This window comes from Paenibacillus sp. CFBP13512 (assembly GCF_005233705.1).
GTDB classification, from domain to species: Bacteria; Bacillota; Bacilli; order Paenibacillales; family Paenibacillaceae; genus Saccharibacillus; species Saccharibacillus nuruki.
The window spans coordinates 314,878-331,541 of record NZ_QGAD01000003.1 but is presented as its reverse complement, the minus strand read 5'-3'; the positions used below and the strand labels follow the sequence as shown (position 1 = coordinate 331,541).

At 38.7% G+C, this 16,664-nt stretch carries 13 protein-coding genes; 5 read left to right on the top strand and 8 right to left on the bottom strand.

Annotated elements, in window-relative coordinates; all coding sequences use genetic code 11:
* Positions 1-214: 214 nt before the first annotated feature.
* Complete coding sequence (locus PaeCFBP13512_RS05920) at positions 215-895, bottom strand: pectate lyase (protein WP_069328277.1); 681 nt, start codon at positions 893-895, stop codon at positions 215-217.
* Positions 896-1,315: 420 nt separating this feature from the next.
* Between PaeCFBP13512_RS05920 and PaeCFBP13512_RS05915 the strand changes: the two genes are divergently transcribed.
* Positions 1,316-1,789 carry a hypothetical protein gene (locus PaeCFBP13512_RS05915; RefSeq protein WP_137221847.1) on the top strand — a complete coding sequence of 158 codons (474 nt, stop codon included), beginning with the start codon at positions 1,316-1,318 and terminating at the stop codon, positions 1,787-1,789.
* Positions 1,790-1,894: 105 nt separating this feature from the next.
* On the opposite strand, the gene PaeCFBP13512_RS05910 is transcribed toward PaeCFBP13512_RS05915, so the two are convergent.
* The 5 genes from PaeCFBP13512_RS05910 to PaeCFBP13512_RS05890 form a co-directional block, all read right to left on the bottom strand.
* A complete protein-coding gene (locus PaeCFBP13512_RS05910; RefSeq protein ID WP_069328716.1) occupies positions 1,895-2,392 on the bottom strand; it encodes a metallophosphoesterase family protein in 498 nt (165 codons plus the stop codon).
* Positions 2,393-3,202 carry a (2Fe-2S)-binding protein gene (locus tag PaeCFBP13512_RS05905; RefSeq protein ID WP_083243579.1) on the bottom strand — a complete coding sequence of 270 codons (810 nt, stop codon included), beginning with the start codon at positions 3,200-3,202 and terminating at the stop codon, positions 2,393-2,395.
* 145 nt (positions 3,203-3,347) lie between these two features.
* Positions 3,348-4,418 carry a class II fructose-bisphosphatase gene (gene glpX, locus PaeCFBP13512_RS05900; RefSeq protein WP_137221845.1) on the bottom strand — a complete coding sequence of 357 codons (1,071 nt, stop codon included), beginning with the start codon at positions 4,416-4,418 and terminating at the stop codon, positions 3,348-3,350.
* Positions 4,419-4,738: 320 nt separating this feature from the next.
* Entirely contained in the window at positions 4,739-6,337 is a 1,599-nt protein-coding gene (locus PaeCFBP13512_RS05895; protein WP_069329789.1) for a M4 family metallopeptidase, read from the bottom strand.
* A 523-nt stretch (positions 6,338-6,860) separates the two neighbouring features.
* A complete protein-coding gene (locus PaeCFBP13512_RS05890; RefSeq protein ID WP_137221842.1) occupies positions 6,861-8,282 on the bottom strand; it encodes an aldehyde dehydrogenase family protein in 1,422 nt (473 codons plus the stop codon).
* 443 nt (positions 8,283-8,725) lie between these two features.
* Between PaeCFBP13512_RS05890 and PaeCFBP13512_RS05885 the strand changes: the two genes are divergently transcribed.
* Both PaeCFBP13512_RS05885 and PaeCFBP13512_RS05880 read left to right on the top strand, forming a co-directional pair.
* Complete coding sequence (locus tag PaeCFBP13512_RS05885) at positions 8,726-10,429, top strand: methyl-accepting chemotaxis protein (protein ID WP_161594222.1); 1,704 nt, start codon at positions 8,726-8,728, stop codon at positions 10,427-10,429.
* 38 nt (positions 10,430-10,467) lie between these two features.
* The gene (locus PaeCFBP13512_RS05880; RefSeq protein WP_137221839.1) at positions 10,468-12,168 is read left to right on the top strand and encodes a methyl-accepting chemotaxis protein; all 1,701 of its coding nucleotides are present in this window, start codon (positions 10,468-10,470) and stop codon (positions 12,166-12,168) included.
* Positions 12,169-12,282: 114 nt separating this feature from the next.
* On the opposite strand, the gene PaeCFBP13512_RS05875 is transcribed toward PaeCFBP13512_RS05880, so the two are convergent.
* The gene (locus PaeCFBP13512_RS05875) at positions 12,283-12,963 is read right to left on the bottom strand and encodes a serine/threonine protein kinase (protein WP_069328818.1); all 681 of its coding nucleotides are present in this window, start codon (positions 12,961-12,963) and stop codon (positions 12,283-12,285) included.
* A gap of 236 nt (positions 12,964-13,199) precedes the next feature.
* Here PaeCFBP13512_RS05875 and PaeCFBP13512_RS05870 point away from each other — a divergent pair, with 236 nt between their 5' ends.
* Both PaeCFBP13512_RS05870 and PaeCFBP13512_RS05865 read left to right on the top strand, forming a co-directional pair.
* Positions 13,200-14,432, top strand: a complete 1,233-nt coding sequence (locus PaeCFBP13512_RS05870; protein WP_137221837.1) for an aminopeptidase — start codon at positions 13,200-13,202, stop codon at positions 14,430-14,432.
* A 162-nt stretch (positions 14,433-14,594) separates the two neighbouring features.
* Complete coding sequence (locus tag PaeCFBP13512_RS05865; protein WP_137221835.1) at positions 14,595-15,182, top strand: imm11 family protein; 588 nt, start codon at positions 14,595-14,597, stop codon at positions 15,180-15,182.
* Positions 15,183-15,367: 185 nt separating this feature from the next.
* On the opposite strand, the gene PaeCFBP13512_RS05860 is transcribed toward PaeCFBP13512_RS05865, so the two are convergent.
* Positions 15,368-16,510, bottom strand: coding sequence for a zinc-dependent alcohol dehydrogenase (locus PaeCFBP13512_RS05860; RefSeq protein ID WP_069328815.1), 1,143 nt, complete (start codon positions 16,508-16,510; stop codon positions 15,368-15,370).
* Between the last annotated feature and the right edge of the window lie 154 nt (positions 16,511-16,664).

Below are 16,664 nucleotides of genomic sequence, written 5' to 3'. Positions count from 1 at the left end.
CAGATCATGAATTACTTAAAAAAAGATTAAATATGCAATTTCTGCGATACATAAAGCATAATTATGCACAAAAAAAGAACCTCCTAACTCACTACGATGTGAGTTGGAGGTTAACTGTTCTATTTATAGTAGCAAAGGGGGATTTGCTAAGAACAAGGACAAATCAGGGTTAGAGTTGGGAAAACATGTACACCAATAACTGGATCGTTAACTATTAATATTGAGTGTTACCACTTTCCGTAATGTTTTTAACACCAATAAATTTAGTGCCTACATTGTGGTAACGAGTATTTGTCATTTTCACTGTACTTGTTGAACTATCTGTACGGAAAATAGCTTCTTTCATATCAGAGATATCGCAATTGTCGATTGTTACATTCACTTTGAATGTACTTCCGCCCAATTGACGAATAAATTTACCTGCTTTGGAACCTTTAAAGTTACTCACTTTAAACGTAGAAGCAGCATTGATTTGGAACATTTTATCGTCACCATTGGTAGCTGAACCGCCTTTAAGCGTAACTGTTCCGCTCTCTTTGATTGTCATTGCATCTTCACCGATATCTTCCCAGACAATGTTCTCCAGAGTGGCGTTGCCATAAGTATGTACGCCATCAGCCGCTGGATAACCCAGTACTACATTTTTTAATGTACCCCCATTTTCAACACGGAAAATAGGTTTTTGACCTTCTTTTTGACTGCCATCTCCAAGAGCACTTCCTGCGATGAAACGTGCTCCTTTGCCATCATACACTTCCCCTGCTTTCACGATAATGGTAGTGTTTTGTACTCCTGCCGCTTCAACAGTTGTTGTTGGTACAGCAGTTGTCGGCACAATTGTAACTACTGATGCTAACAAAGTAGCCGCTAACGCTGTTGTTAACCATTTTTTCATCAGTGATATCGCTCCTTTTGAAGTATAATATGCAACCTGTTACTTAAAATCATGTTTATCAGGTTTAAGTTAACGATATCATCGAATAATAGTTCTATCTATATGAATATAAGGAAATATTTAAGTTATAACCCTATAATTATATATCTTATGTAAAAATAAAGTCATTTTTCCTTATAGTTATAGACCTATTGCATTGTTGATATCGGTATATTCGTTATGCAGCCTACATTATTTCTAGTTACTTATATTAATATTATGGAAAATATAGTAATATTAGGATGTAAAATGATGACGCTTACTTTTTAGTTGTGATAACAGCTTGTTTGCTACTTGAGTAAGGAGGTGATCATCGAGGTTCCCACTCGCTATTGGATTTGTAGTAGGAATATATCTTTATCTTATCAAGGAGGATATGTTATGAACTATTCAAAATATGCTGCATCAGTAATAGGATTGATCTTAACGATGACGTTCTTTATTTCTCCCACTTCAATGATGGCGATGGAGCACAATGAGATCCCTTCATCTAGCGAAAATACGATCACACCTTCATTATATGCAGAAGATGATTTCCCAGGATCGATGGATCAAAATAATCGTGTGTATTACAGTCCTAGTATTGGCCCGGGTGGCAATGTAGATGCCGAGATTTCTGTTACATTACTGCCAGGAGAGCGTGTATTCATGACCTATGAATTTTACTCATGGTCTACTGAAAAATGGACACCTGTCGTCACAGAGATTATTGACGGCAATCAAGGTGGATTTTTGCATCGTATATTACCTCTTTCTCCTAACGATCCTATACCGGGTCTGTATCGAATTACGTTATCCAGTGATAGTACACGCTCCATCTCAAGTTGGATTCACCTAGAGTATTCCGCATGGTAAACGATCACTTTATCCTGATGTAATACGTAAATAGGCATCACGAAAAGGGTTGATGATTTGAGCGACATACGCTTATCATCAACCCTTTTATATAGGATCTATAGATTATTCTTTATCAAAAAAGAAGTGTTCCGCAGATACTTGATCGCCCTCAATCGTGATCTTACCATAAGAGTATCGAGGTTCACGGCGCTTGTCTGTTGGCGAACCCGGATTGAATAGTAGGATATCTTCTCGCACTTCAGACAATGGTGTATGCGAGTGTCCAAATACAATAATATCTACTGCTTCATTAGGAAACGTATTAAAAGCACGATCCGGTGTCGTCCCTTTCCATCCATCTCCATGCACCAATCCGATTCGCTTACCGCCCGCTTCAATAATCTTTTGTAGTCCTAATCGCTCCACAATCTCTGATCCATCATTATTACCTGCGACTGCTTCGACAGGCGCTAATTCAGACAACTTCTCATAGACCCACCAATCACAGAAATCTCCTGCATGCAAAATTAAATCTACCCCTTGTAAACCTTCTAATACATGATTAGGCAAATGACGATTGCGACTGGATAGATGGGTATCCGATATAATTCCAATAATCAATTAAATCCCCTCCTTTTGTTGATAAGCATGACGACGCTCATCTCTATCGGTTTCACTAAGCTTCGGACAAGAGAAACAATAATCCCCGTCATCCATCCGATGATATAGACAACAAGCACTTTTTAGTGGAATCTGTTGATCTCCTTGAATACTGGTCGTATAACGAGTCCGCATATTTAATGGATTCACCGTTAATCCAAAAGGTTCAGCACTCATTTCAGAAGTCACATACCGATGATCATCTTTAATATGCTCTACAATCTCTGGTGAAGATGCTTCTTGTTGCCATGTCTGCACAAAATAATTGAACTGACTTGGAAATTGACGCCAGAAGACACGCGCATGAGCTCCTGTGACCGCAGAGATCGCTTCAACTATAGGACGAAGCGTTTGTTGGTACAACTGTTCTAAATGAGTCTGACGGAATAAGGCTCGTTCCTCAGGTGTATCCGGCCCTTGCTCTTCACCCCATTGCTGAAGTCGAAAAGCAAACTGACAATATCCATTACTCTCAACCATATCCATAATTAAATTATCCGGCTCAAGTGCAATACTCTTATTATAGAAGGAAAGATAATATTGCCCTGCTAATGCGATTCGACCTAACCACGAACAAAAAAATGTGCCCGCAGGTTCGGTATCTGGTGCTTTTAACAAAGGAGCATAGAACTGTAAAAACTTCTCCATCCCGTCCACTGTACTCAACTCTGCAAAAGAAGCACTATATATCGCATCAGGATGTGGTTCCATGATGATATAAAATTTAGCTTTTAACATGTCATGATCTAAGCTAAGTTCCATGCTGTCCATACCCTTCCTCTAGTAAGATTCATTATCATTTATCCTATACCAATCTCTGTGATTCTTCAAATCCATACAAAAAAAGACAGCCCTTCTATCAAGGACTGTCTTTTTATAAAGAATAATACTGAAATCAAAAATGCAATATAAGCGATTAAGATGTTGGCTTCGCTTCGACCGGTTGCTTTTTGCTACTGACTACCGATTCAACAGCTGCTACACGGCGATCTTCAGGTTGCCCTGTTGCTTGAATCTTTCTTACTTTGTGAAGCACTTCTTTGTTCGGTAGGTAATGAAGTGATTTGATATAACGAATCGTTTTGGTTTTGGCACGCATAACAATTGAATGTGTCTCTGCACGATCATCCGCCAGATAACGTACACCACCCAGGATCTCACCAGGCGTTACACCTGTTGCGGCAAAAATAACATCGTCGGTGCCGATCATATCCTGCATCGTTAGAATCTGGTACGGATTTTCGATACCCATTGTCTGACAGCGTTCAAATTCAGCTGCATTGGCTGGCATCAGTCTGCCTTGAAGTTCTCCACCAAGGCAAGATAGCGCCGCTGCCGCCAGTACACCTTCTGGTGCACCGCCTGAACCTAGATACAGATCAATCCCTGCTTCGGGGAAAGCAGGAGCCATCGCGCCAGCTACATCGCCATCGCTGATAAATTTGATCCGTACCCCTACTTTACGTAATGTTTTGATAATACTTTCATGACGATCACGATCCAGTATCATTACGGTGATATCCGCCATATTTTTACCGAGTGCTTTGGATGCTTTATGCAAAGTCACATCGACAGGATCTTCAATACTGAGTTTTCCCACTAATGCAGGGCCTACAGCTAACTTTTCCATATACATATCGGGTGCATGCAGAAGATTACCTTTATCTGCTACAGCAATAACCGAAAGTGCGTTATTCAACCCCTTCGCTACAATAGCTGTTCCTTCTAGCGGGTCTACAGCCACATCAACTTCTGGCGAATCTGTATTTCCCACTTTTTCTCCAATATACAACATTGGAGCTTCATCCATTTCACCTTCACCAATAACTACTGTACCGTTGATCGATACCGAGTCAAACATTGCACGCATAGCTAATGTTGCTGCTTCATCTGCGCTGTTTTTGTCACCGCGTCCCATCCAGGGAGCCGAAGCCAATGCCGCGACTTCTGTTACTCTTACAATTTCCAATGCCATTTCGCGTTCCATGTCTTCCACTCCTTTATTTGGGATTTTAAAAATAAATGTTGTTTACTAGAGCATATAATATCATCAATCCAAACAAAAATGTTGTTTTTAACGAAAATTTTCTTTTAAAACAAATTTATATGTTTGATAAATAAATATTATAGATGATTTCAGACTCGTTATTCACAAATAACCAACAATTATTTCATAATAAGAAAATAAATCTGTGTTTATTATTTCATTTTATATAAATAACCACATTTTATCAAATGAAAACAAAAAGAAGCAGTAAACAATCTCAAAGAGATCATTTACTGCTTCTTGGATGTAACTATTCGAGATTAGTTAATGCCTACAGCACTCAAAGAGTTTTTAACTGCTGTTGTTTGCGCAGAGCTTGCACCGTACAAGTCTGTAGAAGCTTGGATCATTGCAGAACGGTAAGCTGAGAAGTTAGAGCTAGAAGTTAGGTAGTAGTTCAATGCACGATATACGATTTGGATTGCTTGTGAACGACCGATACCTGTAGTGTTCACTCCACCAAATGTTCCACCTTGCGCTAACAAGTAGTATGCTTTGTTCGGAATACCACTGTTTGTGTGTACGCCGCCATTATCATCACTTGTATTTACATAAGCAGACATTGAAGCTGGTTGTCCACCTTTAGCAGGGTTGTCCATGTAACGAAGTGCATCACCAGTTGTACCTGGCGTATAGATCGCATCACCGATCAACCAATTTTTACCTTCGATTGTGTTACCGAACATATCAGAGATCGCTTCATTCAACGCACCGGATTGACCGTAGTATTCAAGATTAGCTGTATACTCGGTTACACCGTGAGTCAATTCATGACCAACAACGTCTAAGTCGCCAGACAATGGAATGAATGTAGAACCGTCGCCATCTCCATATACCATTTGAGTTCCGTTCCAGAATGCGTTGTTATATCTAGTAGAGTAATGAACTGTTGATTTAAGAGCTAGACCATTACCATCAATACTGTTACGTCCAAAGTTAGATTTGTAGAAATCATATACTCTTTCTGCGTAAGTATGAGCATCTACAGCAGCAGGATCGTTAAACGTACTGCTTGTGCTGGATACTGTTGTTCCTGGCAAGGAAGTACGGTTAGCTGCCGTATATGTTTGTACACCTTTTCCACGAGTGCTATCGATCAATAAGTTGCTAGAACCTGATACTGTTGTTGTGAACGATTTGGTATCGCCCAATACGCCTTTACCTGTTCCTGTAGCATGCTCAATCAAGTCATATTGGAACAAGATTGAACCTGATTTCGCATCGATAAAGTAACGTGTACGAAGTGGTTCAGGAGTAAGTACGTTAACTTCAGTTACATACGCTAAGCTAGCTTTATCTTCTGGAGCATATACATACAATTTAGCACTTGGTGCTTTTTGAGCTTCGCCTAGTGAACCAATTTTAGAAGCAGCATCTTTTTCAGCAATTTTGATTGCTTCAGAAGCGCTAATTTTTGGAGTTACAGCTGCTTTTGCATCTTTAGAATCACTCAATTTACCGTAAACGTCTTCCACAACGCTACCTAGATACAAAGATACATTTCCTGTTTTATCGAAATGTAGTGTTTGTTCTGCGCCGTATACAGGAACGCCTTCGTAAATTTGGTTGATGCGATAATGTTCTGTACCTGTAGAAGAATCTGCTTGACGTTTAGTAATATCAAAAACTTGTTGTGCAGTTGCTTGTTGATCTCCGGCAATTGTACGTTTTTGTCTGTCCAAGAATTTCCATACTTTTGCATCGCCTGTCAATCCGCTAGTCACCAAAGTAGATTGTGTAATCACTTGTGGAGTGTAATCTCCTAGTGGTGTTACTTCATTAGCAGAAGCAGCAAAAGCTGGAGCCTGAGCACCAATCAACAAACTACCGGCAAGTATAAATCCAAACGTCTTTTTCAAAGTATTCTCCCCTGTTCACTTGGTTTTTTTGGTATAGCCTGTCTGCGAATATTCTTCCTTTTCTTCTAAGTACCTACGAGCCTTTGCCAAAATTGAATGATAGCATTCTAGGAATGCCTAAGCGCCAGCTACAAACTGCGGGCAACATCTACAACAACAATCAGTAACCGGTACCCCTCCTTTTGGACGCTCATATTTTACCAAATAAATCATTTTGTGGATTCCTCTTGCGTCTGAAAGGAATCGTATCATGATTCCTAAAAAAAATAAATACCTTTTTAGATAAAAATATGGAAAAAGTTGAAAAACACTGTTTTATCTGACATAGGGTGTATAGTTTAGTATCATTTGGGGAAAAGTACCTCATTTTACGCACGTAAATAAGACTTAATTCTACTTTTCAGCAGTAATTAAGTCTTATTTAAATTCCGATTCACAAAAAGTGAAAAAAGGTTATAAGAATCAGGTCGTGAATGAGTATAATTTTAACAATAAAACTGGAAATTATTACTCGATAGACTGCTTATTTTTTAAAGACAACTAACTTAGTCTCTAACATTTCTTCTAAAGCATATTTGATTCCTTCGCGTCCTATCCCGCTTTGTTTGACTCCACCATATGGCATATGATCTACACGGAATGAAGGAATATCGTTAACAATTACTCCGCCGACTTCTAATTTCTCAGCAGCATGAAATGCCGTTTGCAGTTGTTGCGTATAGATCCCTGCTTGCAATCCATAATCCGAACGATTGACTTCGCGAATGGCTTCTTCCATATCTGCCACAGGGTTGATCATTACGATTGGAGCGAAGACTTCTTTACATGCTACACGTACTTCCGGATGTACTCGTAATAAGACAGTTGGCAACAGAAGATCATTCTCTACTGTACCGCCATAAGCAATCTCTGCTCCTTGGGACACAGCTTCTTCAATCCATTCTATCGCTCTTGTCTGTTCTTTCGGTGCGATCATAGCCGACACATCGGTATCTTCATTCATAGGATCACCTAACTTCAGTGCACGCGTTGCTTCTACAAATTGAGCAACAAACGCTTCAAAGATCTCCTGATGTACATAGATTCGCTGAATTGAAATACACACTTGCCCTTGATTACCAAATGCTCCGGAGACTGCACGCTTAATCATCGCCGGGATATCAGTATCTCGATCAATAATCAAGCCAGAATTCGATCCAAGCTCCAAAGTCACTTTTTTCAGCCCTGCTTTGGAACGAATAGAGATACCTACTCCCGGGCTACCTGTAAATGATAATGCTTTGACACGTTCATCAGTAACAATCGTATCTCCTACCACTTTACCATCACCTGTCACTACATTAAGTGCGCCAGCAGGCAATCCTGCTTCTTGTAATAATTCGGCTAATAAGAAAGAAGACAATGGTGTCTGCTCCGCAGGCTTCAATACAACCGTATTTCCAGCGGCAAGAGCAGGACCCACTTTGTGTGCAACCAGATTCATAGGGAAGTTAAAAGGAGTAATCGCTCCAACTACACCTACAGGCTCTTTAACCGTATACGCTATTCTTCCTTCTCCACTGACCGAAGCATCCAGTGGGATCGTTTCACCATGAATCCGTTTGGCTTCTTCTGCTGCAAATTTATACGTTTCGACAGTACGCCCAATTTCAGTACGAGCGGCTTGAATCGGCTTGGCGCCTTCTAGAGCGATCAATTGAGCTGCTTCTTCAGATCGTTGTTCTAATAGAGAAGCTAATTTTCCCAAAATAGATGCTCGCTGATGAGCTGGCATCGCACGCATAGTCTCTTTAGCTTCATAAGCAGCAGTAATTGCTTGCTTCGTTTCTTCTGCGTTCGCTTCTGCCACTTCTGTAATAAGAGAACGATTGTAGGGAGAATATAAAGGAGTATACGAACTAGCTTTCACCCATTCTCCGTTAATATATAAATGTTTTTGATCCATTGTAATCTTCCTTTCGCTATTCAAAATAAAGCTTCATCGTAAATGAACACTCCTACTCAATACCCTTTTTCATATCAAAGTATGTTGTATTATTTAAATTTGTTAAAAATAAGGTCTTTTTAACTATATTAATTTCGACTATATTCGACATTCGAGTTTTAAAATATTATTTTTTTCGACATCTATACATTATTTTAAAATTTTACCGAAATATAATTTGTTGGAACAATAAAAGGATTGAAAAAGCGACAAAAGATAGATTTAAAAGGACAATAATAGATAACGCCTTAATATTAAAACCTTTTTAAAAATACATTAAAATACAATTAATGAAAAAATATTTAAAAATGTATCGACATATTCGACAAAATGTGATATTTTTACATTACTTAAAAACCAAGACTTATTAACTATAAAAATAGACACGAGATGAGATGGTATCGGTGAAGCATTTAAAAGTACAAACTAAAATTATCAGTTTAACGTTAATCAGTGCATTGTTTATGATTGTTATAGGATTTGCAGGTTACAAAACAACGGATCTGATGTCTACTGAATCGAACGAAATGTATAACCAGAATGTAAGAGCAATCAGTGATGTTAGCCAGATCATTATTGATAACCGTACGATCGAAGCTGCATTGCTTGAATTTATTATCACGACAGACGATGAACGCAATACAGCATTAGATGCTTCTATTAAAGAACGTTTGACTCAAAATCAAACTTTATATACAGATATGAGCACGATCAAGCTCAGTCCAGCAACAACCAAGCTTTATGATACTTACACTCAATCTTTAACGGATTACACTTCCAAAATTGAAGAAGTTCTTCAAAATGCTTCACAAAATAACAACACCGAAGCGTATCGCGTTTTTCAAAATGATGTAGAGCCATTACGAATAGCAATGAATGACACGACCAGACAACTTAATGCTTTGCTCAAGTCAGAAGCTCAAATCAACAATCAAGAAGCTGTTCATCTAGCCTCTGTTGCCAAATTAGTATTAATTATTGTCTTTATCGCAGGTGCTCTCCTTTCTGTATTACTAGGTTTATGGATCAGCCGTACGATCAGTCGCCCACTGAAGCATCTACAAGAATTGATGAGTCGTGCGGGTGAAGGCGATCTTACAGTAGAAGGAACATATACATCTCGTGATGAGATTGGACAGGTTACACAATCCTTCAATGCTATGGTCAATAATGTGAAAGATATTATTCGCAAAGTGGATGAAAGTGCAATGACATTATCAGCTTCTTCTGAAGAATTAACAGCAAGTGCAGATCAGACTGCTCAAGCTGCTGAACATATTGCTGTCGCTACTAATGAAATGTCTACAGGTATTGAATCTCAAGTAGAATCTGTGAACCAAGTGAATCAGTCCATTGGTTCAATGTATGAACGTATGGGACATGTAGCTGCGATTAGTAATGAAGTGAATCAAATGACAGAACAAATGAACAATGACGCTAAAAATGGATTAAGTGAAGTGACTGAGATTACGAATTTAATTCAGGAAATAGCTAAAGATATGCAAGACAATCTAGTGGTCATGACTAATTTGAATGATAAATCCAACCAGATCAGTATTGCTTCTTCTGCCATCCAGCAGATTGCTCAACAAACTAATCTACTTGCTTTGAATGCTTCGATCGAAGCAGCTCGGGCAGGTGATGCAGGTCGAGGATTTGCAGTGGTTGCTGAAGAAATTCGCAAGCTTGCATCCAGTACAGCTGATTCATCCAAATTAATTTCAAATATGGTTCAATCGATCCAACATGATAGTAATATGGCTGTTGAACAAGTTCACAAATCATCCGATAGCATCCAGAGCACTGTTGCAAGCAGTACTCGTGTCAATACAGCATTTCAAGCGATTCAACATTCGGTTAGCAATACAACAGAGAAAATTCTTCGTACCGGTTCATTGATTCAAGAAGTTGCCAAACAATCAGAGACGATTGCTGAAGCCATGGGACATGTGAGTGCGATATCAGAAGAAAGTTCTGCGGGAATTCAACAGACAGGCGCTGCTAGTGAAGAGCAATTGTCTACGATGGAAGAAGTTTCAAGTGCGGCACGCTATTTAGCGGATCTTGCTGAGAATTTACAGACGACTCTTGCCCGCTTCAAAATATAAATACGATTTTAAATCATATTCAGTCAGGAGAACAAAGCATGAAAAACTGGAAAGTTAGAACCAAAATTATCACTCTTATTGTAGTAAACCTACTAATCTTAATTATGTTAAGCGCCACAGGAACATTGATGACTAATAAAATGTCCAAAGTCGCTTCAAATATGTATGAAGTTAATATGCGCTCGCTAACAATTATGGATCAAATTATTATGAACTATGGGGATAGTGCTGCTAATCTTCTTGAATTGATGCAGACGACGGACCCAACAGCTAACAAAGCGCTAGTCAATCTTATTAATGCAACGACTGCAAGTAACAAAGAACAATTTGAATTAATGGGTCAAATGGCTTTAAGCCCGGCAAATCAGAAGCTAGCGGCTGAATTGGTTCCTTTAGCAACAGCCTTTTCCGAACAACGTGACAATATTTCTGCTTTAGCAGCATCTAATGAGAATGAGCAAGCTTTTCAAGCTTATGCGAATCTAAGTAACCAGCGTACTCAGTTAAATGAAGTACTTAACGCTATGCGCACCAATCTTATTGATGAAGGCGGCAATGCGAAAGTCAATTCAGATCAACAGTATGCTCAATCTCAATGGATTACAGGTATTCTTTTTGCGATAGGCTTGATTGTATCGCTATTACTAGGAACTTGGATCGTACGCTTAATTGTACGCCCTTTAAATAATGTACAACTATTAATGACTAACGCATCTGATGGTGATCTTACCGTTCATTCTGACTATGTATCTAAAGATGAGATCGGTCAATTGTCTGCTGGCTTCAACACTATGATATCCAGTATTCGTGAAATCACGAAAAAAGTCGACGAAAGTGCAATGACATTATCGGCTTCTTCTGAACAATTAACAGCGAGTGCCGAACAAACAGCAAAAGCTTCTTCTCATATCGCTACTTCTTCTGGTGAGTTATCAACTGGATTTGAATCTCAAGTCGAGACGGTTAACCAGGTAACTAATGCAACCAATGAAATGACTGACAAAATGCAACAATTGCAAACAAGCAATAAAAATATTCAAGTGCTTACGAATCATATGGAAGAAACCGCAGGAAATGGAATCAATGAAGTTCAAGAAATTACACATTTGATCAATGATTTGGCAAGCAATATTCAAGATAATTTGAATGTGTTAACTAGTTTAAATCAAAAATCAGACGAAATCGGCTTAGCTTCGCAAGCAATTCAACAAATTGCCAAACAAACCAATTTACTTGCTCTCAATGCTTCGATTGAAGCGGCTCGTGCCGGGGAATCTGGACGTGGATTTGCAGTTGTTGCGGATGAGATTCGCAAACTTGCTGAAGGTGCAGCCCAATCATCTACACAAATTACCGCTTTGATCTCAGACGTTCAATCTGAAAGTCAAAAAGCTGTTGAGCAAGTGCATACTTCAGTGAACAATGTACAAGCAGGTGTTCAAAGTAGTAAACGTGTCAATGTCGCTTTTGAAGCGATTCGTCAAGCCGTAGCTGATACGGTAGAACAAATTGGTGGTACACGCTTAATGGTGGGTTCTATCACTGTACAATCTCAACAAATCTCTGAAGCAATGGAACATTTAAGTGCTCTATCCGAACAAGGTTCTGCTGGTATTCAAGAAATGAACGCAGCCAGCGAAGAACAATTATCTACAATGGAAGAAGTGTCTGAATCGGCTCGTTACCTCTCTTCACTTGCAGAAGATCTACAACAATTGTTAGCTGGATTTAAACTTTAAGTTTGAATATGATCTTATGAGTCTTTGATTTTCTTTTTAACTGTCTGCTTTATTTGAAAAGGAAGCTCTCTACGGTATATGTAGAGAACTTCCTTCTTTTTTTTATTACTTATGTTATTTCATATATTTAGAGAACAGTTCGCCTGCTCTTTTCGCAAATTCTTCCAGATCGATATTGGTTTTGCCCAGACGAGAATACCAATTTTTGACCGTATCTAATACCCATGATGGAATACTTTTACCTGATATCCGGCTATAAAATTGATAATAAGCCCATACCAGATGATCCCAACGCTTATCATCGCCTTTTTGAATATACTCGGACACATCGATTACTTTAGCATGTCCATTTTGGACAATGACATTTTTAAGATGAATATCCCGTGGATTCAGACCAATACTGCGTACATACTCTCTAGCCGCTTCTACATCCAAAATCACTTGCTCTGGTACTTCTATTCCTTGTAGTAAGCAATCTTGAAGAGTTGGCCCTTCTTCATAACTCATAACCAGATAGTTCGTTCCTCTACCATAACAAGTCGGAAAATACGGTGAACCTGCTAATCGCTCATATACAAAGACTTCAGATTGAATTTTATCAATCGCTTCAGGTGTAAAAAGCTTAAACGCATACTCTGGAACTTGATCATACGTAAATACAGCCGCATCTGTTCCTATGCCTATACACCTTGCTCCATCCGCATAACCTGATATAACAACAGGATCATTATCATCACTACCACTTACTCCTATACGGCGTAGCGCTTCTTCAGCTACTCTCCAATCGGATACCATCCAGATTGCCCCTCTCTTACCTCACATCAACCAATTACGGATTCATAATAAATATAACAATTTATACAGTATTCTAGACCATTTTTTTAAAGAAACCAAATTTTATTTTTAGATATGGAAATTTATACATTTCGACATTTTGTTTTCATTACGAATAGATTCCTGTAAAATAGATAAGACGGATCATAAAATGATTCTTTGACACATTTTTGTATTTGAAATGGAGGAATTTATCAATGTCAGATTTTCAGATCAAATTAGAACAGTACGCCGAACTTGCGGTACGGGTCGGTGTTAATATACAGCCAGGTCAGCGTTTGGTTATCAATGCTTCGATTGATGCTGTTGAATTTGTACGTATTGTCACCAAAAAAGCATATGAAGCTGGTGCTGTTCTTGTTAAAGTCAATTGGAGTGACGACCAAGTCGCACGTATGCGCTACGATCTGGCTCCAGATGAATCTTTTGAAATTGGTCCAAAATGGTATGCTGCTGAAATGGAAGAACTTGCTGAAGATGGCGGAGCTATTTTGCATGTCATCTCGGATGATCCTGATTTGTTAAAAGGGGTAAAGCCTGAGCGCATTTCTACGTATCAAATGACTGCTAATAAAGCACTTGCGAAATACCGTGAGTATGTACAATCTGAAAAATTAAGCTGGTCTATCGTAGCGGTTCCTTCTGAAGCTTGGGCTGCTAAAGTATTCCCTGATGTAGCAAAAGAAGATCAAATGTCTACTATGTGGGATGCGATTCTCAAAGCTGTACGCGTAGGTAATGGCGATGCGATCGAAGCTTGGGAAAAACACGTTGAATTGTTAAATACCAAGTCCAAATACCTGAACGATAAAGCATACAAACAACTTCATTATGTTGCACCAGGAACAGATTTGACGATTGGTCTTCCTGAAGGTCACTTATGGGCAGCAGCAGAAAGCACAAGTGAGCGTGGATTCTCATTTATGGCGAATATGCCAACAGAAGAAGTATTTACTGCACCTCTTAAGAGCGATGTTAACGGCTATGTAAGTAGCACGAAGCCTTTAAGTTATGGTGGTAACATTATCGACAATTTCAAATTAACATTCAAAGACGGTCGTATTGTTGGTGTAGAAGCTGAACAAGGACAAGATACATTAGAGCGTCTAGTCAATATGGATGAAGGTTCTCATTATCTGGGTGAAGTTGCCCTTGTGCCTCACAAGTCTCCTATCTCTCAATCGAACATTCTATATTACAATACATTGTTTGATGAAAATGCTTCGAATCACCTTGCAATTGGTAGTGCATATGCGTTTAACTTGATCGGTGGTAAAGAATTATCCCGTGATGAGTTGAATGAACGTGGACTTAATAACAGTCTGACACATGTAGACTTTATGATCGGTTCAGGTGAAATGGATATCTATGGTATCACTAAAGACGGCGAAAAAGAACCAGTATTCCGTCAAGGCGAATGGGCATTTTAATTGAATTTCGTTTATCATTTATGAAATAATAAAATAACAACTATAGTACGGATAAAAGACCTGTCATTTTATAAATGGCAGGTCTTTTACAGATATCCTCTTTTGATTTAGACTACATAGAACAGATTATCATTTGTACATCGGAAAGGAATTTATAAAGTCATGGAGTATTATGTTTTGGAATATCAATATCCACGCAAAGGGTTTATTTCAGGAGGAGCTACATTTGTACCTGCGCTGGATGATTATTATGATCCGATCAACACAGAATTACCCCCTCATACTACTGCTGATGTTACTTTAGATTCTAATTTAAGAAAAATGGATGTGGATTTTTTCTATACAGGTACACGAGCTACTGTAATATCTGATGCTTTGAAGCAACTTTTAGAACAATGGAAAGTGGTTGCACAATTTGTGCCGACAAAGGTTCACTATTATAATAATGTACCTGTATCTGGAACGTACTGGATTGCTCATAAGTTACAAACGCTTGATGCTGTTCAGTATGAACAATCTCAATATGCTGGCAAAGCTATGGTTCTACGCTCTATCAATCAACCACCACGCCGAATAGCCAAAGGATTCGAAAAAATCGTATTAGACGAACAGAAAATTGGAGAAGCAGAATTGTTCACACTCGATTATACGTATATTTCTAATCCTATTATTTCAGCAGCACTTTATCAGGATATTAGACAGCATAAGCTGAAAATTCATATGACACCTGTAGGTGAATTTAGACCTTAATTATAATAAAGGAATTGGATATACTTTGGTAAAAGATAATAGACTCTATATCGTAAATAATTACAAAATAAGCTAGCCTACTCTATCCTCCTTATCAAAAAAGTGCTGACTCCTAAAGGAATCAGCACTTTTTTTGATTGTTGATGCAAGCAACTCGTAGTGAGCTTACCTGTTATAATAATCTATTATGGTTTGAGCACAACTTTGATACAGTTCTCGTCTTTATTATCAAATACATTATAACCATGCTCTGCTTCATCTAATGACAGACGGTGAGTAATAATATCAGCAGCACTGAATTTACCTGTTTGAATTTGGTCGAACAACTCAGGCATGTAATGAACGACTGGAGCTTGCCCCATTTTCAGCTGAATATTACGTTCAAATAGATGACCGAATGGGAACTGGTTGTAATTCAAGCCGTATACGCCCGTTACTTGAATCGTACCGAATTTGCGAACAACATTACTCGCCAAATTTAAAGCACCCAAGCCGCCGCCTTGTAGCTTCAATGTAGTTTCGATTTTTTCCATCATTGATTTCTCTGCATCTAGACCTACACAGTCGATCACCACATCTGCTCCACCGCTTGTAAGTTCCAACAGGTATTTGTCTGCGTCGCCGACTTCTTTGAAATTGACAGTTTCTACATTGTTGGTACGTTTGGCATGAGCTAATCGGTATTCAACATGGTCTACAGCAATAACACGTTTTGCTCCTTTTTGCCATGCGAATTTCTGAGTAATCAATCCGATAGGCCCGCAACCCAGTACAATCACCGTATCGCCTTTTTTCACGCCAGCACTTTCTACACTCCAGTACGCAGTAGGAATAACATCGGATAAGAAAAGAACGTCTTCGTCTGCTACTTCCAAGCGATCTGGAATCACGAAAGGCAAGAAATTACCATAAGGTACACGTAAGTATTCGGCTTGTCCTCCGGCAAATCCACCGTATGTGTTGGAATATCCGAACATAGCGCCTGTATCTTTTTCAGGATTTTCATTGGCGTTATCACATTGACTTTCCATTTCGTTTTTACAGAAGAAACATTCACCACAAGATACGTTAAATGGGATAATAACACGATCCCCTTTTTTCACTTTGGTTACTTCAGGCCCTACTTCTTCCACGATTCCCATCGGTTCATGACCGATAACATAATCGCCTTCCATACCTGGAATTTCACCGTTAAAGATATGCAAGTCAGATCCGCAAATCGATGTAGATGTTACACGAATCAGAATATCATCTTGTTTCTGCAACTTAGCATCTGCGACCTCTTTAACTTTTACTTTGCGTTTACCTTGATATGTTAGTGCCTTCACATTAATGTTCCCCTTTCAAAATTATAGTGGTTGAGTCGATATTTTTGTATTAACCAAACTTTTCCTTTTCTTAACAGGCGATTGATTATTAGCATAGTGGGGTAAATGGAGAATAGATCATCGATTTAACAAACATACTACAAATTTACGATAA